Below are 23,437 nucleotides of genomic sequence, written 5' to 3'. Positions count from 1 at the left end.
ATTGAACTTACCCGGGTATGTATATTAGATTAGCCACTTAATTCTTTGCTGTCAACCCTCTATGCAGTTTTAGCGTCATCTTGTAATACTTCGTTACAATTGAGGTGATTTTGGGGCAGCCTACAACGGAATCAATGGGCTTTTAGCTGATGAGGCTGCGATGCAGCGGCAGGTATTTCGATTTGGGATTGGGGTATGGCGATTTGGGATTGGGGAATGAATGGATGGCTATCAACCGCAGATTTAAGGCAAATTGACGCGCATAAACACAGATCATTTGTATAGGAGCGAGTTTGGGGAGGTAATGCAAGTCTAATTTTAAGGCCCGTTAGCCGATCGCCCCACCAGATATGGCAAAATCAATCAGCGTCTGCCGGTAAACCTCCGGCAATCCCGTGTCAAAACACCGCCCTTGCACCACATAACCAGCCATTCCCTCGAACTCCCGCAATTTCTCCAAACAGGATGTTAACTGAAATTCGCCTCTTTCTCGAAAATTGGCACTAATATGTTCCGCCAAATAATCAAATATTTGAGGATTGAGCACATACATCCCAAACATCGATAAAAATAAATCATCCCCCATGCCTTCTACGCTTAAATGCTGCCGCGCATACTCGATATCCGGCTTTTCGTAAACTTGCGTCACAGACAAAATAGCATCTTGTTCCCGCCAAACACCCGCCGCACAGCCGTAGTGATGAATTACCTCAGCCTGTGTCACCCTCAAACCAATTACGCTTTGCTGCACTTGCGAGTAAATATCCAATAGCTGGCGCGCGCAAGAGTTTGCAGTGTCCGACAAGTAAATGTGGTCGCCCAACAGCAGCAAAAATGGCTCCCTGTTCGTCCATTCTCTAGCACAAAATACCGCGTGGCCGAATCCTTCCTGAACATCTTGAATAAGAATTGTAACTTTCTGTCCTACATTTTGTAAATATTGACTATAATCTTGGTTTTGCACAGACAGTTTTTGGAAAAGTTGGGGAGACGGAGGGGCTTTAAAGAAATCTTCAAAAAAAGCGCGATCGCCCTTTTGCACAACTATACCAACTTCTTCGATTCCGGCGCTCAAAGCTTCTTCCACAATTGCCAAAATTATCGGTTTGGCGCGGCCGTCGCGATCGATAATTGGAAATAACTCTTTCTTCACAGCCTTAGTAGCCGGAAACATCCGAGTGCCAAAACCGGCGGCCGGAATCACCGCTTTGCGGACTCTGTACTGAGAACGGATTGTCATAGGATTTTAGATTTTAGATTGAAGAATTTGAAGCTTCCTTAAATTCGTATTTTTTTTCAACTGATTTTCAGTTTCACACAATTCATCTGAGGAAAATTGCGTGCAATAATCTCCATAACCTCCTGTTGACTTTCTGCATCTTTAACTATAAACTGCGCCGTGCCGTCTCCTTGAGAACCTACTCCCTTCCCACCCAAAATATAAGGCTGAATTGGTGGATAGTTCAAAAGTTCGTGCAAAACAGAAGCAGTTAACTGCCCCGGACAAGCGGGGATTAAATACTTGTCAAATTCCCTCTGGGCAACTTTCATCAACTCGCCGAGTTTAACCGCATCTCCCTGCTGTAAAGCTGCGGCTGCATCCTGCGTAATTCTCGAACTAATGGCACCGAGATATTGCTGCACGTTTGCTGCTACTTCATTCGCAGCAAAGGGGTAAGCCAGATTGAGACTTGCCAGGATTTCTTGAGTGTTTTTGCTAGCGCCCAAATCTACGAGTACAAAAAACAAATCTTTGGTAACTTTGAGCTCAACAACATCCATTTGAGAACCGTCAAAAATCATCATAATCGGGCGATTTCCATAGGCACAACCCTGATCCATGCGGCCGCAGCGCGAAGGTGTTGCAGTCTCGCCTAAATAAGCCATTTCCATTTCACCGCGCACGTTCATTTTCAAATCGTATAAGCGGTTGAAAGCGCGGGCTACTAATACGCAAATTGCGGCGCTGGAAGACAGGCCTTTCTGAATTGGTAAATCTGTTAAATAATTGTCAATCTCTACTCCTCCCACGCGGTAGTAGGTGAGAAATTGAGCCGCCACACCGGCTGCATAACTGAAAAAAGTTCCTGTTTGTGCTTCAGCAAGCAGACAATTTTTTTCCATCGGGAGTGCAGCTTCTATTTTGGTGCCGTCATTTAAAGCAGCCCGCAAAATCAAGTGTGTGGGATGCGGCTTAACTTCAGCATAAATTCCTTGATTTGTACTGGCTATCAGAGTGCAGCCTTTTGCTATAGCGGGATTGAGGGGCCGATAAGCGGCTGCCCAATCGGTGTGTTCGCCAAACAGACAAAGGCGGCCAGGAACAAAAAGCTGCATGACATCTATCTAAAGGTATCTATATTGCGATTACTTTAACCTGAAATGCAGATATTTGACTAAAAGTGCGATCGTCCTTTGGGTTGATGTCAACGGCTGGCAAAATTTGTTTTAATAAATGTTTAGTTAGAAGAATTGAGGAAATAATTTCAATGCGTAAGTTAAATATAGGTCTATCTGACGAGCAACGTGCAGGTGTTATCGAACTTTTGAATCACGACCTGTCTGACGCTTATCTGCTGTTAATCAAAACTAAAAAGTATCACTGGGATGTAGTTGGCCCGCAGTTTCGATCGCTCCACCAGTTGTGGGAAGAACACTACCAGGTATTGACTGAGAATATTGATGCTATGGCCGAACGGGTTAGAGCTTTAGGCGGCTACCCAATTGGTACTGCTGAGGGTTTTCTCAAGTATGGTTCGATTAAGGAACACGTCGGCGATTTGCCTTTAGCAAGTGAGATGGTATCGCGTTTGGTTGACGATCACGAATTGGTTATTCGCAATCTCCGCAAACACGTCGAACAGTGTGGTGAAGTGTTTAAGGATGACGGAACCGCAGACTTTTTGACTGGTTTGATGGAACAGCACGAACAAATGGCTTGGATGTTGCGATCGTTTATTGAAGGGGAATCGCTTTCGTCAGACGGTCAGCAGCCAAAAGCTAAAACTGCTACAGCTTCTCACGCTTAGACAGAAGAAGGAAGAAGGAAGAAGGAAGAAGGAAGAAGGAAGAAGGGAAAGAAAATTTATATTTTTTATTTAACCCTCTTTCCTGATTTGATTCTCGATCCCGTAACCAGGCAGAATTAAACGCCCTCTAGCTTCCTCAAAAACCCGGTTTTATCAAGAAACCGGGTTTTTTAATGTTGGGTAGATTTAAATTTTAGATTTGCTAAACTATTAAACCGCATTCTTTCATACACCTGTGACGGCAGCATTCTGTGAACTTTCGTCCGCGTCTCAATCGTCGCAAGTGTCGTATCTTCAATCGATTCTGATGTTGGTTTTAATTTTAAGCCCGATTCAGTGGGCGGTGAAACTATAATTTTCAAGAGGCTGGTTATTAACAGCAAGTACAGATTGTGACGCAATAGTGACATAAATAAATCTTCTTTAAAAGCTTGAGCCAGCCAAAATAATGTACTGCGATGATTGCCACTGCGGTTGCTTTTTACTGCTAAATAAATGTAGAAATTACTGCTAGACCAGCGATAAATGTTGCTAGGAATTTCGGGATGTTGCTGCCGGACATTTGCCATAATTAAAGAATGACCTTTTGCCATTGCTGCATAGTTGCAAGACATACTGCTGGAAATCTGGCGGTAGCCAACTAAATATTCTGGCACTACTATAAATTGATAATGTTCGGCTATGCGGAGGTGCAGTTCCCAGTCTTCGCAGCCTTGAGCATTTTCTGCTTTTAATTTGCAGTTGTAACCGCCGATTTTTTCAAAGCAAGCGCGGCGGATTAGGGATGAGCTGGCATTGCCGATAAAATATTTATAAACTAATGCTTGGTAAACTTCTCCGGCGATAGTGGAGTTGTAAAATCCGCCTGTGAGCAAGTCTTGTTCGTTGATATCAACTGACCAGGAATAGACAACTCCGACAGTGGGTTCTGATTTTGTTAAGCATTCTATTTGTTTGTCTAGGTTTTGCGGATACCAAATATCGTCGGCATCGATGGGTGCAATGTATTCGCCGTGGGATTTTTCTATTGCTAGGTTGCGAGCGGCGGCGACTCCGGCATTGGACTGCTGTAATAAGATGATTCGGCTATCTTTTTGGGCAAAAAAATTGACGATTTCGGCTGTTGTATCTGTTGAGCCGTCGTCTACTAATAAAATTTCTATGTTTTGATAGGTTTGAGATAAGATAGATTCTAGTGTTTTAGCAATAAATTTTTCGGCGTTGTAAGCTGGTATGATGACTGAAACTAATGGTGGTTTTAAATTGTTTTGGAAGGTGTTCATGCAGGATAAAATTTGTGTAGGTGAAAATTTGGGTTCAAAGAAAGTGAGCTAATGGTATGTTAGCAAATCACCAAAGGTCGATCGTACACCGTCAAAAAAATTCAAATGTATGTTTTAAGTATATTGCCATAGTTCCTAAAATGTGCATTGTCACAGCGGTGGATACAGACTTAGTGCAAGAGTCCCTCACGAATGAGCTCTGCACAATAAATTGTATTAGTCAATTCCTGAGTCCGCTCCAAAACTGGCAGGGTGCCGCGTACTCCTGTCGGGGAGAGCCCCAAATTTTAGAAGAAAGTTCAAGCTTCGGTGATTCACCGACGTTGCAAGTAAATCTCAACCTTGTAGGGCGAAGTCGAAGTATCTAAAATCGACGCTTCTGCTGACTTTTTTCAGTATACTTACTTAATGTTATATTTGATACTTGATACATATTTGTAAAATCCAAGTCTTGTGGTGGAACAGTGTCAGATACAATGGCTGGTGGGGCTTTTTCTCAAGTTTACAAAAACAATGACATATTTAAAGATTTCGTAAAGCTGTTGTCTGCATCAGGTGAGTTTAAGGAAGATCAAGCCTAGAATAGCAGGCAGGAAGGGGAAAAAATGCAGATTATTGCCATGCCAGCAAAAATTTAGTTGAATAGAAACAGAAATCGAGTTATAAACAAAAAGTAGAGTTAATTTTACTCTTCATGAAAAAGCATTATTTAAATTCAAGCAAATTTTGGCCCGTGTAATTTAAGTTATTTAGGTGATGATTTCTACCGCTGACCCGACTGTATCCGTGATTATCCCAGTCCACAACGGGGGTTCTTACTTCCGCACCTGTTTGTCAAAACTGGCTCAAGCTGTGCCCAGACCGATCGAGATTATTGTAGTAGCAGATGGCGAAAGCGACGGTTCTTGGCGACTTGCAAAGGAATTTGGGGCAAAATTAATTAGAATTCCTGAATGCGGCGGCCCAGCCCGAGCGAGAAATTTGGGAGCGCAAGCTGCGAAGGGAGATATTCTGTTTTTTGTGGATGCTGATGTGGCTGTTTGTCCTGAAGCGGTGGGTTATGCGATATCGGTGTTCAAAAATAATCCCCACTTGACTGCTTTCATCGGCTCCTACGACGACGCTCCTGGAGATCCAGATTTTCTGTCGCAGTACAGGAACTTGCTGCACCACTACGTGCACCAAACCGGTAACGAAGAAGCTTCGACTTTTTGGGGAGCTTGCGGAGTGATTCGCCGGGAAATTTTTTTGCAGATGGGTGGCTTTAATGAGAATTACCGCCAAGCTTCGATCGAGGATATTGAATTCGGCTACCGTTTGAAACAAGCCGGTCATCAAATTCGGCTGTGCAAAACATTGCAGGTGAAGCACTTAAAGCGCTGGGAGGCGATGGGGATGGTGAAAGCTGACTTTTTTTACCGAGCGCTGCCTTGGACGGAACTTATTTGGCGCGATCGCCAATTAAATAACGACCTCAACTTGCAAGTGTCGAACCGGCTCAGCGTGATTTTAACTTATGTAATGCTGCTTCTGGTTTTGGGAACCTGTTGGTCGCTGAACTGCTTGCTAGCTGTGCCGTTTGTAGCTGTGCCACTGGTAGCAATTAATGCACCGCTTTATCGATTTTTCCAGCAAAAACACGGTCTCATATTTGCTCTGAAAACAATTCCTTGGCACTGGCTTTTCTATTTTTACAGCGGACTGGCATTTGCGATCGGCACGGCTCGCCATTTGTCCCAAAAAAAGCCCTTGACTGCCAAGGTTAGCTTGCCGGTACCGCTGAATCAATCAATGCCAATTGCGCTTCAACATCAGATCGATCGATAGTTGATCGGGGTATTCACGGGTGCATCTATCTATTTTAGAAGTTATAAATAATGGTATAGTTCGATAAAAAAGCTGGAGGTAGGCTGAGTGAAACATTATCCGGTTGCGATCGTCGGTGCAGGCCCTGCGGGTTTGACTGCAGCCTACGAGTTAGTCAAGCAGGGCATCATCCCTGTTGTACTGGAAAAAGGCGATAAAGTTGGGGGAATAGCTCGCACAGAAACCTACAAAGGCTATCGTTTCGACATTGGCGGCCACCGCTTTTATACTAAAGTTGAAGCTGTGCAGCATTTGTGGCAAGAGGTACTGGGAAATGAGTTTATTAAAGTGCCGCGATTGTCGCGAATTTTTTATCGAGGGAAATTTTTTAACTATCCGATCAGTGCCTTCAATACTCTGTTTAATTTGGGCATCATTGAGAGTACGCTAATTATTTTGAGTTATGTAAAAGTTAGAATTTGGCCGCTGCCGGAAGAAAAAACTTTTGAACAGTGGGTGATCAATCGTTTTGGCGAACGCTTGTACAAAACATTTTTTAAGACTTACACGGAAAAAGTTTGGGGAATTCCCTGTTCGGAAATCCAAGCAGATTGGGCGGCGCAGCGGATTAAAGGATTGTCGCTTACTACTGCAATTATTAATGCTTTGTTTGGCAGCAACGACACTAAAACATTAATCAAAGAGTTTGATTATCCAGCTTTGGGCCCGGGGATGATGTGGGAAAAGTTCGCGGAAGCTGTGGAGAATAAAGACGGCAAAGTTTATCTCGATACTAAAGTGATTAGCTTTGAGCGTGAAGGTAATAAGATTAAAAGTATTACTGCGGATCATAACGGAGAATTAGTTCAATATTCTGCTGATAATTTCATTACGAGTATGCCGATATCGGCGCTGGTAGCAAGAATGAAACCGCAGCCCCCCGAAGAGGTATTGCACGCCGCGCGATCGCTCAAATATCGAGATTTTTTGATTGTAGCGCTGATTGTCGATCGCAAGGATTTGTTTCCTGACAACTGGATTTACATTCACTCTCCCGAAGTCAAAGTGGGACGAATTCAAAACTTTAAGAATTGGAGCGCCGCGTTAGTTCCCGATGTCAGCAAAAGTTGTTTGGGAATGGAATATTTCTGTAGCGTAGGCGACGATATTTGGGAAATGTCGGACGCTGAACTTGTGGAATTAGCAACTCGCGAGTTGGTTGGTTTGGGTTTAGCAACAACTGCTGAGGTTGAAGATGGAGTTGTCATACGGCAACTTAAAGCTTATCCAGTTTATGATGGGGAATATCGAGGACACTTGCAGGTACTTGAAGGTTTTTTGAAGGGATTTGAGAATTTGCAGACGATCGGGCGAAACGGTATGCACCGATACAACAACCAAGACCATTCCATGCTGACGGGAATCCTGGCTGTGAGAAATATTCTGGGGGAAAAGCACGATTTGTGGGATGTGAATACTGAGCGATCGTACTATGAAGATTTTAGTGTCGATCGCTCAAAAGAAAAAAAGGATTCGGATTTAATTTCGCAGTCTAGTTGATTTTTGGGAACTGTTGCAATGAGGCGATCGCGCATTTTTGGTTTTTGGGCGATCGCATCTAGAGAGACTTTTAGGCGATCGGTAACAACATATTCTAAATCTGATTGCAACTCAACCATCCGCGAGCTAACCTCCAATCTTGTAGCTAACGTCTTTTAATTTTAACATCCCAGGTCTGATTGACATTCTGATGCTAATATTTGAAGTAACTTTTACTTCGGAAATAGCTGGCATCATTACCCGACATTTGGGACAAAACCAGCAAATCTTTTGTTTGTGAATGTGCCGTAACAATGGCTCCGAACAACAAGGACATTCGTGCATTATCTTGTATCTATATAATTAATTAGGGGAAAACTATTTTAGGAGTAGCCGCATATCCTAAATAAAGATAGGCAGCCGAGCGCAGCACAATTTCGGAATAGAGAATCTTTTGGATGTCTAAACTCGGCGCACGTTTTGCAGTGAATTTGTAAGCCACGATTTCCCCTTCCAAACTGAATTCAGTATCCGTCAAGTAGTGGTCGTAATCGTGCATTCCCTGAAAAATAAACCCGTAAATGGGATTGGGATAAACCGAAGAATCGTAACTTTCAGCAGATACCCAAAGTTGCCCTTGTTTGATATCTGCAAACATTTCTTCTGCGTTTTCGTAACGCATATAATCTGAAAATTGTAGATTTAAAGGCAATTGCTGGAACTCACCCATTAGCCAATCACAGAGTTGGGCGATGGTTTGATCTGAAATTTCGGCTGGCTTACTTTCCAAATAGAGTTTGGCGAGAGTTTCTACTTTTAATGCGGTTATGTTTGCTTTTGTGAGAGTCATATCGCTCTCCTCCTAACCTTGAACTACCTTTATTCTGACAGTTTTTATCAACAACTGCTATGAGCTAGCTCATAATTGCAAAAAAATAGTCAAGGCTATTTAATCGATCGCACTCCCTGTTAATTTGCCATTTCTTCCTGTACTTGCTGTGAAAGGCAAGCTGTGGCTTTAATTAAATCGGCTGCTTTTTCGCCGATCGCAATTATTGGCCCATTCGTATTTCCTGTGGTGATTGTTGGCATGATTGACGCATCTACCACACGCAATCCCTCAACTCCACGTACCCGTAATTCGGGGTCTACAACCGCCATTGAGTCAGTTCCCATTTTGCAGGTGCCGACAGGATGAAACACCGTACTGCACGTTTCCCGGATGTACGCTTCGAGGGCTTCATCGCTGTTAACATCCGCACCGGGAGCGACTTCATCACCCCGAAACTCATCAAAGGCACTTGTCTGAAACAATGTGCGGAGTAATTTAATTCCTGCAACCAACTTTTGCATATCAGATTCACTTTGGAGATAGTTCATCCGAATCATTGGTGCATCTTTCGGATCGGGCGATCGTAAAGATACACTACCAATACTCTCAGGATGAATCAAACATACTAAACCAGTGAATCCGGAATCAGAACTAGGAGGGAATGTCAACACCACAGGGCTGAAGATCAACTGTAAATCAGGCGCAGCATCCAGATTACCCTCGGTATGTAAAAACAATCCGGCTTCAACGATACTACTGGTGATTGCAGGGTGTAAATCCTGAGTTGCCAGGTGTACCACAGGAATGAGAGGATGATCTTGGAGGTTTTGACCGACACCAGGCAAATCGACTACTACAGAAATACCTAATGATTCCAGGTATTCTTGATTACCAATGCCCGAAAGCATCAGCAGCTTAGGCGAATCGAACGCGCCAGCACTTAAAATTACTTCCCGGTTAACCCTAACTTGGTGCAGTGTTCCCTCGTGCATATATTCCACCCCAACGGTGCGGGTTCCCTCAAACAACAATCGAGTCACCAACGCTGCTGTCGTTGTTGTCAAATTGGGGCGATCGAGAATTGGCACCAGGAATGCAGCAGCGGTACTGTGCCGTTTTCCATCTTTAATCGTCATCTGATAGAGTCCTGCGCCTTCTTGGTGCATCCCATTGAAATCAGGATTGTTGTGATATCCCATTGCTACAGATACTTCTACAAATCTTTGAGATATCGGTGCCGGGGAAATTAGATCCGTAACACTCAACTCGCCATCAACACCGTGGTATTCGGAAGCACCTCGTTGCTGGTTCTCAGATTTCTTGAAATATGGCAATATATCTTGGTAACTCCAACCAGGATTACCCAATTCTTGCCAGCGATCGTAATCATGAGGATTACCTCGGACATAAAGCATGAAATTAATCGAACTACTCCCGCCCAAGACTTTCCCTCGGGGGTGAAAGATTTTGCGATTATTGAGGTAAGGTTCGGGTTCTGTGAAGTATGCCCAGTCTACCTCGGAGCCTAGTAAGTTGAAGCATTCCGCCGGGATTTGAATCTCCGGTTTAGTATCCGGGTTGCCAGCTTCGAGCAACAACACAGTTGTTTCACTATCTTCTGTCAAACGGTTGGCGACAACGCAGCCAGCCGAACCTGCACCAATCACAATGTAGTCATAGTTCGTCATAACATTCTCCTGCTTTGTTGTATGTAATCGATTAATTTAGTCAGGCTAGAGAATTCAACTTTTCCTACAAGATTTCTGCATCAAGATACGGTTGTTTTTATACACTTCTAAAGTTCCCGACTGCTTACTGTCCAACGTGCCATCCCACACCCAATATTCATAATTACCCTTCCGAAACTTATAGACTCGAACGCCTTCTGTCGCTTTGCTAGTACCTCCGCCCAAACTTAAATTACCCTTGGAACTAATCGAGCGATAGAGCAGTTCACCTGAAGCCTTCTTTTTCCAAAGATTGATGTTATAACCACCCTGGCATTTCATACTGAGGATGAGGTCAGCCGTAGAATCAGCAGATGCAGGTAAGGAAAAATTAGCTAAGACACAGATTGGTAGAGCAAGCAGTAATGCGGATTTTTTCAGTAGTTTTTTCATGGTTCTTAAAAGATGATTCGGCGGTTTCAACCGCTTCTTGTCAAACGAAGTCTGCCTCCGCAGACTAAGAAATAAAGAAAGGGGTATTTAAACCGGATTTGGTCTAATCCCCCTTACAATCAACCAGTTTGATCTGCGTTGACAGGCATCACTTCAATAACTGTATGGGGACTTTTGAAGCTGAGACGCGCTTCGGGTTTCTGGAGTGCTATCATCGTTCTGACGTGTTCGTCTTCGTCATCACGAATGTTCACGAACACGTCGTATAGATTATCCACCTTGGGACGGCGAAATTCCTGACTGAGTGCAGTCTGAACTTCATCAAACATATAAAGATCGCCATCGCGATAGAAATTGATTGCCACATCGGGCGCAGGTTGAGCTTTCAGTTGGGCTTCAAAGGTTTTCAAGTATTCGTCATAGGTGTGATAGGCGTGACCTTCAATCAGTTCCATCAGGTAGTAGGCGTAAGAGGGAAACAGCATATAAATCGCGACGACTACCCAGTAGTAAGCGAATGCAACGTGTTGGGCGATGAAGCGATCGATCCAGAGGCGATCGCCCCCCAGTGATTCCATAATCAAGAGATGATGTAATTCGTTCCAGCTTTCAGCGAAGTGAACTTTCAACAAGTCAGCTTTGCGCCAGTAGCCCAGAGTCTCGTACAGATGCAGCACTGATAGATAAGAAAAGTAAGGCACGCGGGCGATCGTTTCCAGCATATAAAACCGAGGGTAAGAACGATTTCCGTAGACGACATCTACAAGGAAGACAAAAAAACCAACTATCAATCGAATCAAAACTTTCATGGTGAATTCCTCAATAATTGAATACATTACCAGGGGTTCAGAGTCCGACTCATCAGAGAAGTTGAAGTTCTGACTTGTACCTACTTACGCCAGTAGTTGTTAGCAGCAGCGACGGTGGCAAATTCTATGGCGACAACGTGACCAACTGCAATCAGCATCATGGCATCATTGCCATAAACCTCTCGTAACTGGTTGCGCTTTTCTTCATCAGGCTGAGTCATTTTAATAATCAGCCGTGCCATTTTGACTGCCAGTTGCCGTCCCTCTTCAGGGGTTTCTGTCAAAAGCGAGTTATTAGGAACCAATGTAACTTCGGGTGGTGTTACAACAGATGGATTGTTTGAAGTTATGTTATTCATGTCAAAATCTCCTGAGTTGATGTGTTTTTTGTAACAGCAGTATTGGTTTTTTAAGACCTCCCTAAGTTCATCTGCTTCGAGCGTAAAATAAAATCTCAATAACTTCTATGAGTTGGCTCATACTTGAAGCAAGTCACCGATGGTTTTCGGTTACTTCTCTAAAGATATCTCCTGGCAAATCCGCTCTAGCTTTTCTGGATTCCGCACACTGTAAATAGACTGAATACAGCCATCCACAATCTCAAAAGTCATCACACTGTGAATGCGGTCATCCAGATATTGGATAATGCCTGGTTGTCCGTTGATATCGGCTAAGTGAGAGACAGAATTAAGCAGCCATTTGCGACGAATTGCTAACAGCATCCGAGCCACCTTTACTGCTCCATGTATCGGCTTGAGGACTGCAACTACCTTGCCGCCACCATCTGAACAAAACGTCACATCCTTCGCCAGCAATAGCAACAATTCTTGCAAATCGCCCTTGGTGGAGGCATCTAAAAATTGGGCGGTAATCTGCTCTTGCTGCGGCCTGGAAACTGGGAAACGAGGACGTTGGTCGGCAAGATGCTGCTTCGCCCGCCGCAGGATTTGGCGACAGTTAGTAGAACTCTTGCCAACCATCTGAGCAATTTCGTCATAGTCGTAGTCAAAGACATCGCGGAGTAGAAATACTGCCCGTTCGATCGGAGATAAACGCTCCATTACAGTTAAAAATGCGATCGAGAGCGAGTCTGCTAATTCCATTAGATCGGTTGAATTTTCGGATTGTTGCGTTAACATCGGTTCTGGTAGCCAGGTACCGACGTATTGTTCTCGTTGGACGCGCGCCGATCGCAAATGATCGATACAGAGGCGCGTGATGATAGTTGCTAGATAAGTCTTTGCCGATCGCACGGTTTCGCTTGCTGTCTGTTGCCAGCGCAGGAAGGTTTCTTGTACCATATCTTCGGCATCTGTGACAGTGCCCAGCATTCGGTAGGCGATCGAGAACAGCAACGGACGATGGTGGTTAAAATCATCCAGAGAACTCATAAAGCCCCCTGCTCTTGTTGCTGAATAGTTCTCAATGCCCAGAACCCAATTCCAGATCCTAATCCATCCACAATTAATATCAGGATGGCTGTGACTTGGAACAGCAAACCCCAGCCTTCAAAGGCAACTTGAGACACATGATCGGGACTGATCGCGATGAAATGATTGTAGAGCCCAAACAGGAGCGATCCAGCCATTGAACTGAGTAAGAGCCAGCTACCAATGCGATAGAACTGTGTCCAAAGCAAAACGGCTGCAATGATGGGAATTAGAAAAATCACCATACCCACAAACAAACTCTGAAGAAGAGAGAGGGGAATTGGGATTTCCAAATGCGCTAAACCATGCAGTCCGTTTGCGATCGCATGGATGACCGCGATCGTTGTTCCATATTGAGCAATCTTCATTTTATTTATCCCTGATTAGAAAGCTTTCTAGACAACTCCTAGTGTTAGCTCGATCGAGATTAAATTGTCAGTTGGCACTAGGAACGGTAGTTTTAATAAGCCATTCCAACGATCGAGGCTGAAAATTTAGTTCGCGTTTTGCCTTGGCATTGGAGACACCTCGTATCTGGGTGCCATAGTAGACAGCATCTGCACCGCTGATTCGCAGAGCATCCTCAACTGATACCTGCGGTGGCGGTGGAGCATTCAGCCACTGGGCGTAAGCAGAAAGCCACAGGCGCACCTCTAAGGGCCGATCGTCCGCAATTAAGTAAATACCGGGATTTCCCCGATCGACTGCCGCCACCGTCGCAAAGGCCGCATCCTCAATGTGAACCCAAGACCATAGCCCATCGCCATTTCCGACGATCGGGAATTGTTGCTGCCGCACCTGTTCGGCAACGTCTCCATCGGTTGCGTACCAAGTGCCGGGCCCGTAGAAGAAGCCGTAACGCAGGACAATTCCTTCTAGATTGGGGTTCCCTAGTAAGGGATGTTCAATCTCATTCAGGATGCGGGTTCCGTCTGCAACTGCGGGCGAAGCATCTAAGGCTAGGGGTGTTTCTTCGTCTGCCAATCCTGTACCGGGAATCGCCCAAAAGGCGATCGACTGCCTGATGTAACGACGCACACCAGCCGCTTGCGCTGCCGCTAGGACATTAGCGCCCCCTTCGATACGGATGCGATCGTTCAGTGCTGCTGCCGCCTGCATCGAGTCAGGGGTGTAGGTTTTAGGCAGAGAGGTGAGTTGTTCGATTACAACGGACGGTTGAGCGCGAATGACAGCAGCTTTGACAGCATCTGCATCGAAGACATCTGCGATCGCCGGTTCCACACCTTGTTCAGCTAAAATCCGTGCTTTTTCGGGAGTGCGGGTTAACGCCACTACATCATGTCCTGCGCTGTGCAATTGGGCGAGCAGCGGACGACCGATCGCCCCCGTTGCACCTGCCACAAAAATTCTCATCTAGGAACCTCCTGTTGAAGCCTGTGAGGTATTTATAGATAAGACGAAAGAGCATCGTTAGTTGTGACAAGTCGTGCATCGCGGGCGATCGAGCAGGTTATCAATAGGAAACACGCAATAGAATTATTGATAAGATCGGAGGAGCTAGATTTAGAGGTCATCTTATGTCGCCGATTAAACAACGCCTTCTACAAGCGATCGATCGAACTCCTGAATCGATTTTAGAGCAAACCCTGACATTCCTGGAATTTTTGACCAGTCGGACACAAACCGATCTCGCCCCAGACTTTGACTCAGATTTTGATTCAGACACCGATTCCAACGACCAAATCCTCGTTGACCTGAAAGCCTCCTTCCACCAAGCCAAAGCTGGACAAACTTTCCCCATCGAGGAACTCTGGGACGGCATCAATGTCTGATATGCCAGTCCAACTCAAATTCACGGCACTCTTCAAACGTCGCCTCAAGGGACTTGCTAAAAAGTATCGTCAAATTCAAACGGATGTTCAGCCCGTCCTCGATGAGATTATCCAAGGGAACTTCATCGGAAACCAGATTGCAGCAACCCAATACACCGTTTACAAAGTCCGGGCTAAAAACAGTGATGCCCAAATTGGTAAGAGCGGTGGCTATCGTTCGATCGAGTTGAATCACCGACTCAGGTTGTTTTATACCTGATTTACTCTTAATCAGAACAAGCAAACGTCTCGGCCGAGGAAATCCCAACTGCGATCGCAGAATACCAAGCATACCAAGGCGAATAAGCCATTTTTAAAATCTAAATTTTGGAGATCGCCGACATTGACGTAGTGACAGGATGCAGATGGCGGACGTAATATTATGTCAAATATTTAGTGATGATGCTATTTCTATCGTTGCAGTTCAAGCATTGTCAATAAATACTCAAAAATCTTAGCACGTAATTGAATCAGATATGACCCAATTCCCGACCTTCTTGTGGCAGCAGTGTATCTTTGAGAGTTGACACAAATTTTTTAAACTTGTGCTAGCTCTTGACTTACAGACTTACAGAGTGAAAATATGCAAAGACGCAAGCAACAAACAAACCAACCTATGACCTTTTCCCAGAAATCAGGGGGCAAAAGTGCCACACCCTCAACAACCAACTCAACCCAGAATCCGGGCGCGGCCCGATTGCGGACAATACTCCTCGCCGCCGGCATAGCCTCTCTGTGCGCTAGCTGCCAAAATCCTCAAGCACCAAACGCCACAACTCCCGGAGCGACTCCAGCAGCCTCTCCCGTCGCCGTCAACGCCCCCAAAGACCCAAATACTGTCAAAATTGTCTCCATGCTCCCCATGACAGGCAGCGCCTTGGGTCAATCTCAAACAATGGTCAACGGCATCAAACAAGCACTAGCCGAAACTGACTCCAAAGCTTGCGACGGCAAAATCAAAATCGAATACGAAGTGCTCGATGACGCCACCGCCGCCGCCGGCAAATGGGACCCGGCCCAAGTAACCTCCAACTCGAACAAAGCCGTTGCTGACGGTTCGGTAGTTGCCGCTATCGGTCACTACAACTCCGGTGCTGCTAAACTTTCCATTCCCGTGCTCAACCAAGCTAACGTCGTGATGATCAGTCCGGCAAACACCTATCCGGGACTGACTAAACCAGGAAAAGGCGAACCCAAAGAACCCAACGTTTATTATCCTGCAGGTACTCGCAATTTCACCCGCGTTGTCCCTGCTGATGACCTTCAAGGGGCTGTTGCGGGAAACTGGGCAAAATCTTTAGGAGTGCAAAAAGTCTTCATTCTCGACGACCAAGAACTTTACGGCAAAGGCATCGCTGACGTTTTTGAAGCAACTGCTAAAAAGTTGGGAATTCAAGTCCTGGGCCGGGAGGGAATTGATATTAAAGCTAGCGACTACAAGGCGTTAATGAATAAAATCAAAGCTTTAAATCCAGACATGATTTACTTCGGCGGCACTACTCAGAGCAACGCCGGACAAATAATTAAAGACATGAGAAATGTCGGGATGGCCGCTGATGCAGTTAAGTTCATGGGGCCCGACGGCATTAAAGATCAAGCTTTAATTGATGCCGGAGGCAAAGATGCCGAGGGTGTTTATGCTACTTTTGGCGGCTTGCCTCCTAAAGAATTGACTGGTGAGGGCGCTAAGTGGTACGAAAGTTACAAGGCAAAATATAATGCTGAACCGGAAGCTTATGCAGCTTATGCCTATGAAGCTGCTAAAGTGGCGATCGGCGCAATTAACAAAGTCTGCAAAAATGACCGGGCTGCTATCCGCGATGCTGTCTTGGCAACTAAGGATTTTAACGGGGTACTCGGCACTTGGAGTTTTGACGCTAACGGTGACACGAGTTTGACTACAATGTCAGGAAATGTTGTTAAAGATGGCAAGTGGGAGTTTGTGAGCGCCCTCAAAACGGAATAATTAGTCAGTTGACTGTTGTCAGTTGACTGTTGTCAGTTGACTGTTGTCAGTTGACTGTTGACTGTTGACTGTAGTGATTTTAACTGTAACTGGTTCCCAGGCAGAGCCTGGGAACTGATATCTAGAGGCTCTGCCTCACTTTTATAGCAGGAAAATCGCCTCGATTTTCTAGTATCAAAAATTGGAGGTAGAGTCTCCGAATCTGCGTTTCTAATATCTGCCTAGAAACAAGTAGAATGAATGTTCCTAATGCCCAATTTTCAATGCCAAATTACGAATAATTATGAAAAACTGGAAAAGTATTCTATTATATCTAGGTGTAGCTTATATAGTTTTGTTGTTGGGACCGATCGCCGGATTTGACTTGCCCAAAATTATTGGAGAAATAGCCAGCAACCCTGAAGTTTTGATTCAACAATTATTAGTTGGTTTGGTCAACGGGGCGCTGATTGCGATTATTGCTTTGGGTTATACGATGGTTTACGGCATTATTGAATTAATCAATTTTGCTCACGGCGATTTGTATATGTTGGGTGCTTTTGCTGCCCTAACTGTGTTCGGGGCTTTTGGCATTCAAGACGGCGCACCTTTAGCTGTTGCGATACCGGTGATGTTAGTTGCTTTAATTGTATGTTCGGCGTTTTGTGCAGGGCTGAATATTGTTGTGGAAAAGTATGCTTATCGGCCTTTGAGGAATGCTCCGCGTTTGGCTCCTTTAATTTCGGCGATCGGGGTTTCTTTCATTTTCCAAAATATGGGGCTGTTTTGGGGAGGTTTAAAAGCTTTTATTCCGGTGATGGGTTCTAATTCGGCTGCTCCGAAAAGTTTTCCCGATTTGTTGCCCAGAGTTGATATTCTAAAATTTTTGGGAATTGAAACCAGTATTGTATTTACCACTAAAGATTTAATTGTGTTGGTGGTGGCGGTTGTATTGATGGTTTTGCTTCATGTGTTTGTGCAGTACACTCGTCTGGGAAAGGCGATGCGGGCAACTGCTCAAAGTCGCGATGCTGCTAAGATTATGGGAATTAATGTCGATCAGATTATTGCTCTGACTTTTTTGATCGGGGGAGCTTTGGCTGGATCTGCTGGAATTTTGGTTGGTTTGTACAATAATACGATCGTGTTTACGATGGGTTTTACAGCGGGTTTGAGGGCTTTTACGGCGGCGGTTCTGGGGGGAATTGGTAATATTGTGGGGGCGATGTTAGGAGGGGTTTTGATTGGGGTGCTTTCGTCTTTGAGCGATCAGTATTTGTCGAGCCGCTGGACTAATGCTTGGGTGTTTGGGGTTTTGGTGGTGATTTTGGCTTTTCGGCCTGGGGGTTTGTTGGGTGAGAATGTTCAGGAGAAGGTTTGAAGGTGCAGGGTTGAAATAATGGCAAAAGACATTTATCATTATAATGTAAGGACTGCTTTATAAAAGGATGGGTGGATAATTACAGACGATCCTCTGACTCTGCAATTTGGTTCGCGCGGTGTGTTTGTGGATTTGGGAGCTAAAAAGCTGCTAGCAGCCGAACGCGAAGGACAAAAAATTGCAGTTGAAATCAAAAGTTTTGTCGGCAAATCTCCAGTCAAAGATTGGGAAAATGCGATCGGGCAATACACTTTGTACTTAAAAATCCTGTCGAAAAAAGAACCAGATCGCACCCTATATCTAGCAATTACTGAAGAGATTTATACAAGCTTCTTTAATGAAGATATCGTGCAGGTTGTACTTGCAGATGGAGTAATGAAAATTATCGTTGTCGATACGATTCAGGAGGTTATTACCAGATGGATAAACTAGATGAATACCGCGAGTTGATTTATAAAACTCTGTCGTACTATGCCAGCCTACCGTACAGATATGCCGAGATTAATAATAAAGTCATTGTCAGCGAAGACCGAAATGATTTTTTATTGATGAGTGAAGGCTGGGAGGGCCAAAAGCGACTTCACTACTGCCTCGTTCACGTTGAAATTCGCAACGGCAAACTCTGGATTCATTATGATGGTATTGAAGACGGTATTACCGATGAATTACTGGAGGGTGGGGTTCCTGAAAGTTGCATTGTTTTGGCGTTTCATTCGCCGGAAGTACGCAAACATACCGGATTGGCGATCGCCTAAAAAGTGCGATCGATCCTACCTGCAGGAAACAGAAGATGGCGAACACGAATGATTCACTGAAGATCCTTCAACAAATGACATCTGAAGATCCTGAAATGGAGGAAATGATTAAGGAATCCTCTTTCAATGCAGAACTTGCACAACTGATTTATCGTGTTCGGACGCAAGCAGGATTGACCCAACAGCAACTTGCCGATCGCATTGGGACAAAACAGTCGGTAATTGCGGAGCTTGAAGATGCTGAATATGAGGAACATTCGCTTTTAATGCTGCAAAAAATTGCGCGTGCGCTCAATCAGCGATTGGAGGTTCAACTGATCCCGATCGCCCTTGAGGAAAATCGCACTGAGCAGCGTAGTGCGTAAATTGAGAAATGAGTATGTGCGATCGCGTATTATTGACTCGATTCCACTATTTTCGGTTCGATACTAAAGCCAGGTTTGAGCCAGCCAAAAACTTCGCCTAAAGTCAACTGCATTTCCGGCATAAAATTGGGCATCGGAAGTAAATCTGTCGGTTCTTGCAGTGAAATCGGCTGCTGCCTTGCGGGATAAGCTAAAATGGTTTTTTCATCGGGATCGAGCAACCAACCCATCTGACAACCGGCATTCAAACAGTGCAAAATATTGTGGGTGACTTTGGTTTGGCTTTGGCCGGGGGACAAAATTTCGATTGTCCAGTCTGGGTGAGCGTTAAATGTATTGGCAATTTCGCCGTCAGCATCTAGGGGAATACGATTCCAAACAAAAATCGCGACATCTGGAACAATAGAACGTCCGCCAAAAGTGCAGCGAAGTTCTGGAAATGCCCAAGCAATCCGCTGAGGTTTTCCCGCTGCATTAACCGTCGTGATGAGTTCTCCCTGAATTGTGCTGTGTTTTCCTTGCGGCATAGGTTTTTGTAAAATGACACCTTTGATGTATTCGCTAGCGGGTTTGGTTTCTGGGAGTTGCAAAAACTCGTCGAGGGTGATAGTTTTTTGAGGTGCTTGTACCATATAGCGATCGCCCGTTTGAAGTGTGTTTCGGTAACAGTTCCAGTATATTTGAATTTTCGTCGCTTTTGGTGCAACAATCGAACTCAAAAGACTTAAAACTGTAGCTAGTCTGATGACAGTTTCCACGACAAGCACTCGATCGCATTGATTGAGGCAGAAGTTGGCATTGCCCGCGTCAGTCGCATCTATAACTGCGATTCCTAGCATTCTTTGATCTAACTACTGACCACTGACTAATGACTAATGACCACTGACTAATGACTAATGACCACTGACTAATGACTAATGACTTCTTTTTATGTCAAATAAAATAATCAAAGCAATTAAATCGACTGGTATTTTAGGAGCGATCGCCTTTTTGACTGTTGTGTTATTCGGCGGTTGGAGCGGCACCGTCATCGGGTGGCTGATGGGCACGGCGGCGGGCTTCATGAGTTGTCAAGATCAGAAAGTTCAAAACCCAAAGATGGGCGCAAAAGTTGGCTGTTTTGCGGGTTTGGGATTGGGCGTTTGGCTATTGGTTGCTAGCGTACTAGAAGGAATTTTAGTTAGACCTTTTTCCGGTCAATCTGCTGTGGCTTTACCTACTACTTTGCTGTACGGGGTTTGCAGTTTGGCGATCGCAATTTTGACAGCTTCGTTAATGGGTGCTTTGCAAGGTTTGCCGCCGCAACGTCAACGGCTGGCTACTCTGGTAACATTAGCTTTTATTCTAATTCTGTTTCCGTTTATCGACCTCGAAGCTCAAACTGGCTGGATTGCTACGGTAGTACAGATTCAAATCTTTATTATGTTGGCGCTGGGTTTGAATATTACTGTGGGTTTTGCGGGTTTGTTGGATTTGGGATATGCGGCGTTTTTTGCGATCGGCGCTTACACGACAGCTTTGCTATCTTCCGGGCAGATAAATATTGCTTGGAATTTTTGGATCGTTTTGCCGATCGCCGCCGGTGTAGCTGGAATAGCGGGCGTAATTCTGGGTATTCCCACCCTGCGACTCAAGGGCGATTATTTGGCAATTGTTACCCTCGGTTTTGGCGAAATTATCCCCGTGATATTTCGGAATTTAACCGAGATTCGGATCGATGAACCAGTCTCAAAGATTGTGGCTTCGTTGTTGGGTAAGCCGGAGTTGGTGCTGTGTCTCGTTGGGTGCGATCGACCTTTTAACCTCACCGGCGGCGAAGCGGGAATTAACCCGATCGCGCGTCCATCTCTCCCCATCATCGGCACATTCAGCACCGGCAACTACTTTCCCTGGTATTATCTAATTTTGCTGTTAGTTGTCTTCGCTTACTTCATGATTTCGCGGCTGCGAGATTCCCGCTTGGGACGGGCATGGAATGCCATGCGCGAAGATGAATTAGCGGCAAGCGCAATGGGCATTAACCTGGTCAAAACAAAACTTTCGGCTTTTGCGATGGGAGCGACATTTTCGGGGTTTGCAGGTGCATTTTATGCGGCTTATATCAGCGCGGTTTTTCCCAGCGTCTTCGATTTTTCAGTCTCGGTGATTATCCTGTGCATGGTAATTTTAGGCGGTTTGGGCAACATGACCGGGGTGATTTTAGGCGCTATCATTATCATGTCTGCCGATCGGCTTTATCTACCCCAACTAGCCGAAGTCCTCAAAGGTTTCCTGAATACTTTTGTACTCCCCAGAATTGCAATTCCCCAGTTAGCAGACTTTCTCGCCACCAGTTTAGACCCGATTCAAATGCGTTTATTTCTCTTTGGTTTAACACTCGTTGTGATGATGGTCGTGCGGCCCGAGGGGCTGATTCCCGACAAGCTCCACCAAGCTGAATTGCATTCAGATAGTGAAGCGAGCAATGAATCTTTAGCAGATGCCAGAAGTCAATAGTAAAGCTGAAAAATTAGCCATGAACAATGTAACTGGTACTGCTTTTATCGTTGCGGAATTTAGAGCGGAAGAAAATCAAGAAACAATTCCTCTTTACACTGATAATGTCGTAAAAATATGGCTGAATGAGAAAACCAAAGAAATCGCAGACAAAATAGCTCAAAACTCTCCCGCCGCTAAAGAAATGATCAAGTTGCGGACTAAGTATTTTGATGACGTTTTGTCAAATCAAATTTTAGGAGGTTGCAAGCAAGTAGTTATTTTAGGTTCGGGTTTAGACACTCGCGCTGCCAGAATCAATGGAGAAAAAGTCACTTATTTTGAAATAGACGACAGCGACACTCTTGAATTAAAAGAAGAAACTCTCAAAGCCAACAAAATTAGCGCCAATGTTCGCTACATTCCCGGAGATTACATCAAAGATGGTTTAATAGCTTTACTGAAAGAGAGTGAATTGGATTTCGAGCGGCCGACATATTTTTTGTGGGAAGGCAACACAACCTTGCTTGCCAAAAAAGATGTAATATTGACGTTGGAACAAATTCGTGACAATGTGAAGAGTTTTCGATTGTCCTTTGATTATATGTCAGAGCGGGTGATTTTGAGGACGACGGGCTACCAAGATATCAATGATTACATAGATCGATACGAAAGTATGTATGCACCGTGGATTACTGGGTTTGAAAACATTGCTACTTTGGCTGACGAACTCAATCTCAAAGTTATTGAGAACTTTTCGACGACCGATTTGCACGTACAATATCGCCCTCGCCGTTCGCTAGAATCTAATCTTTTTAAGTTTTATTTTGTGTGTACATTAGAGAATATGTCCGATAATCTCCCAAGTTGAGTCAGAAGCCTGCGTGAAATCTCACACTTCCATATAAAATATTAGAAAATACAACAAAAATGTCATTACTAGAAGCACAGCAACTTACAATGAAATTCGGCGGCTTGACAGCAGTCAACCAGGTTAGTTTAACCTTAGAAAAAGGCTCGATCGCCAGTTTGATCGGCCCCAACGGTGCGGGTAAAACCACTTTTTTTAATATGCTGACGGGTATCTACAAACCTACTGCCGGTAACTTGCTCCTCCAAAATAAGAATATCACGGGTTTGCCTCCCGATCGCCTGACAAGTTTCGGCATTGCTAGAACTTTTCAAAATATCCGCTTGTTTAACAATATGACTGTGCTGGATAATGTTTTGGTAGGCAGGCACAGCAGAATGAAAACAGGTTTGTTGGGTGCAATCCTCCGCCCACCAACTGCGATAGTGGAGGAACGGGAAGCTAAAATAAAAGCGCTGACTATGCTGGATTTTGTCGGTTTAGGTGCTTCTAAAGCGCTGGAGTTGGCAAAAAACCTTTCCTACGGCGACCAGCGTAGATTGGAAATTGCCAGGGCCTTGGCTTCCGATCCGAAAGTGTTACTTTTGGACGAACCGACGGCGGGAATGAACCCGAACGAAACGGCCGATTTAACTCGCTTTATTTACCGGATTCGCGATGAGTTGGATTTGAGTATTTTGCTGATTGAACATGATATGAAGGTGGTTATGGGAATTAGCGATCGCGTTAGTGTGATGGAGTACGGTACTAAAATTGCTGAGGGAACTCCGGCAGAAGTTCGCGCCGATCCTCGCGTGATTGAGGCATATTTGGGAAAAGAAGATGATGTTCACGGTTAATACAATTAGTCTGTCAACCGCAAATTTAAGGCAGATAAACACTGATTGACGCAGATAATTTTAAGATTGTGAAATGCTCTGGTTTACTATAGAAAAGGTTAATTTTAAATAAATGCAATAAAATTT

25 protein-coding genes are annotated in these 23,437 nt (G+C 44.7%); 13 read left to right on the top strand and 12 right to left on the bottom strand.

Annotation, left to right across the window (positions count from 1 at the left end; translation table 11 throughout):
* Positions 1–328: 328 nt before the first annotated feature.
* Together QT998_RS20645 and QT998_RS20640 are read right to left on the bottom strand one after the other, a co-directional pair.
* Positions 329–1,240, bottom strand: coding sequence for a UTP--glucose-1-phosphate uridylyltransferase (locus QT998_RS20645; protein ID WP_333091718.1), 912 nt, complete (start codon positions 1,238–1,240; stop codon positions 329–331).
* A gap of 56 nt (positions 1,241–1,296) precedes the next feature.
* Positions 1,297–2,337: a mevalonate kinase family protein gene (locus QT998_RS20640; RefSeq protein WP_333117353.1), complete on the bottom strand. Its 1,041-nt coding sequence runs from the start codon at positions 2,335–2,337 to the stop codon at positions 1,297–1,299.
* Positions 2,338–2,489: 152 nt separating this feature from the next.
* On the opposite strand from QT998_RS20640, the gene QT998_RS20635 reads away from it, so the two are divergent.
* On the top strand, positions 2,490–3,029 hold the full coding sequence (locus tag QT998_RS20635; protein ID WP_333091722.1) for a Dps family protein: 540 nt from the start codon (positions 2,490–2,492) through the stop codon (positions 3,027–3,029).
* A 170-nt stretch (positions 3,030–3,199) separates the two neighbouring features.
* Here the strand turns inward: QT998_RS20635 and QT998_RS20630 are convergent, their stop codons facing one another.
* Complete coding sequence (locus QT998_RS20630) at positions 3,200–4,312, bottom strand: glycosyltransferase family 2 protein (RefSeq protein WP_333117355.1); 1,113 nt, start codon at positions 4,310–4,312, stop codon at positions 3,200–3,202.
* A gap of 756 nt (positions 4,313–5,068) precedes the next feature.
* Here QT998_RS20630 and QT998_RS20625 point away from each other — a divergent pair.
* On the top strand, positions 5,069–6,139 hold the full coding sequence (locus QT998_RS20625; protein ID WP_333117411.1) for a glycosyltransferase family 2 protein: 1,071 nt from the start codon (positions 5,069–5,071) through the stop codon (positions 6,137–6,139).
* An 87-nt stretch (positions 6,140–6,226) separates the two neighbouring features.
* The gene (locus tag QT998_RS20620; protein WP_333091724.1) at positions 6,227–7,678 is read left to right on the top strand and encodes an NAD(P)/FAD-dependent oxidoreductase; all 1,452 of its coding nucleotides are present in this window, start codon (positions 6,227–6,229) and stop codon (positions 7,676–7,678) included.
* Positions 7,679–8,024: 346 nt separating this feature from the next.
* On the opposite strand, the gene QT998_RS20615 is transcribed toward QT998_RS20620, so the two are convergent.
* The 8 genes from QT998_RS20615 to QT998_RS20580 form a co-directional block, all read right to left on the bottom strand.
* Positions 8,025–8,507, bottom strand: coding sequence for a transposase (locus QT998_RS20615; protein ID WP_333091726.1), 483 nt, complete (start codon positions 8,505–8,507; stop codon positions 8,025–8,027).
* Positions 8,508–8,626: 119 nt separating this feature from the next.
* Complete coding sequence (locus QT998_RS20610; RefSeq protein ID WP_333117357.1) at positions 8,627–10,177, bottom strand: GMC family oxidoreductase; 1,551 nt, start codon at positions 10,175–10,177, stop codon at positions 8,627–8,629.
* A 54-nt stretch (positions 10,178–10,231) separates the two neighbouring features.
* Entirely contained in the window at positions 10,232–10,609 is a 378-nt protein-coding gene (locus tag QT998_RS20605) for a hypothetical protein (RefSeq protein WP_333117358.1), read from the bottom strand.
* 119 nt (positions 10,610–10,728) lie between these two features.
* Positions 10,729–11,418, bottom strand: a complete 690-nt coding sequence (locus QT998_RS20600) for an alternative oxidase (RefSeq protein WP_333117360.1) — start codon at positions 11,416–11,418, stop codon at positions 10,729–10,731.
* An 80-nt stretch (positions 11,419–11,498) separates the two neighbouring features.
* Positions 11,499–11,777, bottom strand: coding sequence for a hexameric tyrosine-coordinated heme protein (locus QT998_RS20595; protein ID WP_333091733.1), 279 nt, complete (start codon positions 11,775–11,777; stop codon positions 11,499–11,501).
* A gap of 150 nt (positions 11,778–11,927) precedes the next feature.
* Positions 11,928–12,809, bottom strand: a complete 882-nt coding sequence (locus QT998_RS20590) for an RNA polymerase sigma-70 factor (RefSeq protein WP_333117361.1) — start codon at positions 12,807–12,809, stop codon at positions 11,928–11,930.
* Positions 12,806–13,216: a hypothetical protein gene (locus tag QT998_RS20585; RefSeq protein ID WP_333117362.1), complete on the bottom strand. Its 411-nt coding sequence runs from the start codon at positions 13,214–13,216 to the stop codon at positions 12,806–12,808. The genes QT998_RS20590 and QT998_RS20585 overlap by 4 nt, the downstream gene beginning before the upstream one ends.
* 67 nt (positions 13,217–13,283) lie before the next feature.
* The gene (locus QT998_RS20580; RefSeq protein ID WP_333091738.1) at positions 13,284–14,222 is read right to left on the bottom strand and encodes an NAD-dependent epimerase/dehydratase family protein; all 939 of its coding nucleotides are present in this window, start codon (positions 14,220–14,222) and stop codon (positions 13,284–13,286) included.
* A gap of 164 nt (positions 14,223–14,386) precedes the next feature.
* Between QT998_RS20580 and QT998_RS20575 the strand changes: the two genes are divergently transcribed.
* From QT998_RS20575 to QT998_RS20545, 7 genes are all read left to right on the top strand, one after another.
* Positions 14,387–14,641, top strand: a complete 255-nt coding sequence (locus QT998_RS20575) for a hypothetical protein (protein ID WP_333091739.1) — start codon at positions 14,387–14,389, stop codon at positions 14,639–14,641.
* On the top strand, positions 14,634–14,900 hold the full coding sequence (locus QT998_RS20570) for a hypothetical protein (RefSeq protein ID WP_333117363.1): 267 nt from the start codon (positions 14,634–14,636) through the stop codon (positions 14,898–14,900). Before QT998_RS20575 ends, QT998_RS20570 begins: the two co-directional genes overlap by 8 nt.
* Before the next feature lie 396 nt (positions 14,901–15,296).
* Positions 15,297–16,646, top strand: a complete 1,350-nt coding sequence (locus QT998_RS20565) for a branched-chain amino acid ABC transporter substrate-binding protein (protein WP_333091741.1) — start codon at positions 15,297–15,299, stop codon at positions 16,644–16,646.
* A gap of 283 nt (positions 16,647–16,929) precedes the next feature.
* Positions 16,930–18,006 (top strand): branched-chain amino acid ABC transporter permease, encoded by a 1,077-nt coding sequence (locus tag QT998_RS20560; protein WP_333091743.1) that lies wholly within the window; start codon positions 16,930–16,932, stop codon positions 18,004–18,006.
* 75 nt (positions 18,007–18,081) lie between these two features.
* Positions 18,082–18,438: an element excision factor XisH family protein gene (locus QT998_RS20555; RefSeq protein ID WP_333117412.1), complete on the top strand. Its 357-nt coding sequence runs from the start codon at positions 18,082–18,084 to the stop codon at positions 18,436–18,438.
* Positions 18,426–18,761, top strand: a complete 336-nt coding sequence (locus QT998_RS20550; RefSeq protein ID WP_194067796.1) for a XisI protein — start codon at positions 18,426–18,428, stop codon at positions 18,759–18,761. Before QT998_RS20555 ends, QT998_RS20550 begins: the two co-directional genes overlap by 13 nt.
* Positions 18,762–18,796: 35 nt before the next feature.
* Complete coding sequence (locus tag QT998_RS20545) at positions 18,797–19,126, top strand: helix-turn-helix domain-containing protein (RefSeq protein ID WP_333117364.1); 330 nt, start codon at positions 18,797–18,799, stop codon at positions 19,124–19,126.
* 29 nt (positions 19,127–19,155) lie between these two features.
* Here QT998_RS20545 and QT998_RS20540 read toward each other — a convergent pair whose 3' ends face one another.
* Positions 19,156–19,758, bottom strand: coding sequence for a Uma2 family endonuclease (locus QT998_RS20540; RefSeq protein WP_333117414.1), 603 nt, complete (start codon positions 19,756–19,758; stop codon positions 19,156–19,158).
* 298 nt (positions 19,759–20,056) lie between these two features.
* Between QT998_RS20540 and QT998_RS20535 the strand changes: the two genes are divergently transcribed.
* From QT998_RS20535 to QT998_RS20525, 3 genes are read left to right on the top strand one after another with little or no spacing between them, the layout of a single operon-like run.
* Positions 20,057–21,622 carry an ABC transporter permease subunit gene (locus QT998_RS20535; RefSeq protein WP_333117365.1) on the top strand — a complete coding sequence of 522 codons (1,566 nt, stop codon included), beginning with the start codon at positions 20,057–20,059 and terminating at the stop codon, positions 21,620–21,622.
* Positions 21,623–21,641: 19 nt separating this feature from the next.
* Positions 21,642–22,472 (top strand): class I SAM-dependent methyltransferase, encoded by an 831-nt coding sequence (locus QT998_RS20530; RefSeq protein ID WP_333117366.1) that lies wholly within the window; start codon positions 21,642–21,644, stop codon positions 22,470–22,472.
* 59 nt (positions 22,473–22,531) lie between these two features.
* Complete coding sequence (locus QT998_RS20525) at positions 22,532–23,311, top strand: ABC transporter ATP-binding protein (RefSeq protein ID WP_333091753.1); 780 nt, start codon at positions 22,532–22,534, stop codon at positions 23,309–23,311.
* The last annotated feature ends 126 nt before the right edge of the window (positions 23,312–23,437 follow it).

It is taken from the genome of Microcoleus sp. S1D4 (genome assembly GCF_036700765.1).
Taxonomy (GTDB): domain Bacteria; phylum Cyanobacteriota; class Cyanobacteriia; order Cyanobacteriales; family Microcoleaceae; genus Microcoleus.
Note: the sequence above shows the minus strand (reverse complement) of the source record. Positions and strands in the feature narration are given on the sequence as shown.

Bases quoted from the DNA above. Each gene is read 5' to 3' on its own strand.
- QT998_RS20565 (WP_333091741.1), top strand. From the start codon at position 15,297: ATGACCTTTTCCCAGAAATCAGGGGGCAAAAGTGCCACACCCTCAACA.
- QT998_RS20600 (WP_333117360.1), bottom strand. From the start codon at position 11,418: ATGAAAGTTTTGATTCGATTGATAGTTGGTTTTTTTGTCTTCCTTGTA.
- QT998_RS20550 (WP_194067796.1), top strand. From the start codon at position 18,426: ATGGATAAACTAGATGAATACCGCGAGTTGATTTATAAAACTCTGTCG.
- QT998_RS20580 (WP_333091738.1), bottom strand. From the start codon at position 14,222: ATGAGAATTTTTGTGGCAGGTGCAACGGGGGCGATCGGTCGTCCGCTG.
- QT998_RS20590 (WP_333117361.1), bottom strand. From the start codon at position 12,809: ATGAGTTCTCTGGATGATTTTAACCACCATCGTCCGTTGCTGTTCTCG.
- QT998_RS20575 (WP_333091739.1), top strand. From the start codon at position 14,387: ATGTCGCCGATTAAACAACGCCTTCTACAAGCGATCGATCGAACTCCT.
- QT998_RS20645 (WP_333091718.1), bottom strand. From the start codon at position 1,240: ATGACAATCCGTTCTCAGTACAGAGTCCGCAAAGCGGTGATTCCGGCC.
- QT998_RS20530 (WP_333117366.1), top strand. From the start codon at position 21,642: ATGAACAATGTAACTGGTACTGCTTTTATCGTTGCGGAATTTAGAGCG.
- QT998_RS20605 (WP_333117358.1), bottom strand. From the start codon at position 10,609: ATGAAAAAACTACTGAAAAAATCCGCATTACTGCTTGCTCTACCAATC.
- QT998_RS20545 (WP_333117364.1), top strand. From the start codon at position 18,797: ATGGCGAACACGAATGATTCACTGAAGATCCTTCAACAAATGACATCT.
- QT998_RS20640 (WP_333117353.1), bottom strand. From the start codon at position 2,337: ATGCAGCTTTTTGTTCCTGGCCGCCTTTGTCTGTTTGGCGAACACACC.
- QT998_RS20535 (WP_333117365.1), top strand. From the start codon at position 20,057: ATGTCAAATAAAATAATCAAAGCAATTAAATCGACTGGTATTTTAGGA.
- QT998_RS20635 (WP_333091722.1), top strand. From the start codon at position 2,490: ATGCGTAAGTTAAATATAGGTCTATCTGACGAGCAACGTGCAGGTGTT.
- QT998_RS20525 (WP_333091753.1), top strand. From the start codon at position 22,532: ATGTCATTACTAGAAGCACAGCAACTTACAATGAAATTCGGCGGCTTG.
- QT998_RS20570 (WP_333117363.1), top strand. From the start codon at position 14,634: ATGTCTGATATGCCAGTCCAACTCAAATTCACGGCACTCTTCAAACGT.
- QT998_RS20560 (WP_333091743.1), top strand. From the start codon at position 16,930: ATGAAAAACTGGAAAAGTATTCTATTATATCTAGGTGTAGCTTATATA.
- QT998_RS20625 (WP_333117411.1), top strand. From the start codon at position 5,069: ATGATTTCTACCGCTGACCCGACTGTATCCGTGATTATCCCAGTCCAC.
- QT998_RS20615 (WP_333091726.1), bottom strand. From the start codon at position 8,507: ATGACTCTCACAAAAGCAAACATAACCGCATTAAAAGTAGAAACTCTC.
- QT998_RS20630 (WP_333117355.1), bottom strand. From the start codon at position 4,312: ATGAACACCTTCCAAAACAATTTAAAACCACCATTAGTTTCAGTCATC.
- QT998_RS20585 (WP_333117362.1), bottom strand. From the start codon at position 13,216: ATGAAGATTGCTCAATATGGAACAACGATCGCGGTCATCCATGCGATC.
- QT998_RS20595 (WP_333091733.1), bottom strand. From the start codon at position 11,777: ATGAATAACATAACTTCAAACAATCCATCTGTTGTAACACCACCCGAA.
- QT998_RS20540 (WP_333117414.1), bottom strand. From the start codon at position 19,758: ATGGTACAAGCACCTCAAAAAACTATCACCCTCGACGAGTTTTTGCAA.
- QT998_RS20610 (WP_333117357.1), bottom strand. From the start codon at position 10,177: ATGACGAACTATGACTACATTGTGATTGGTGCAGGTTCGGCTGGCTGC.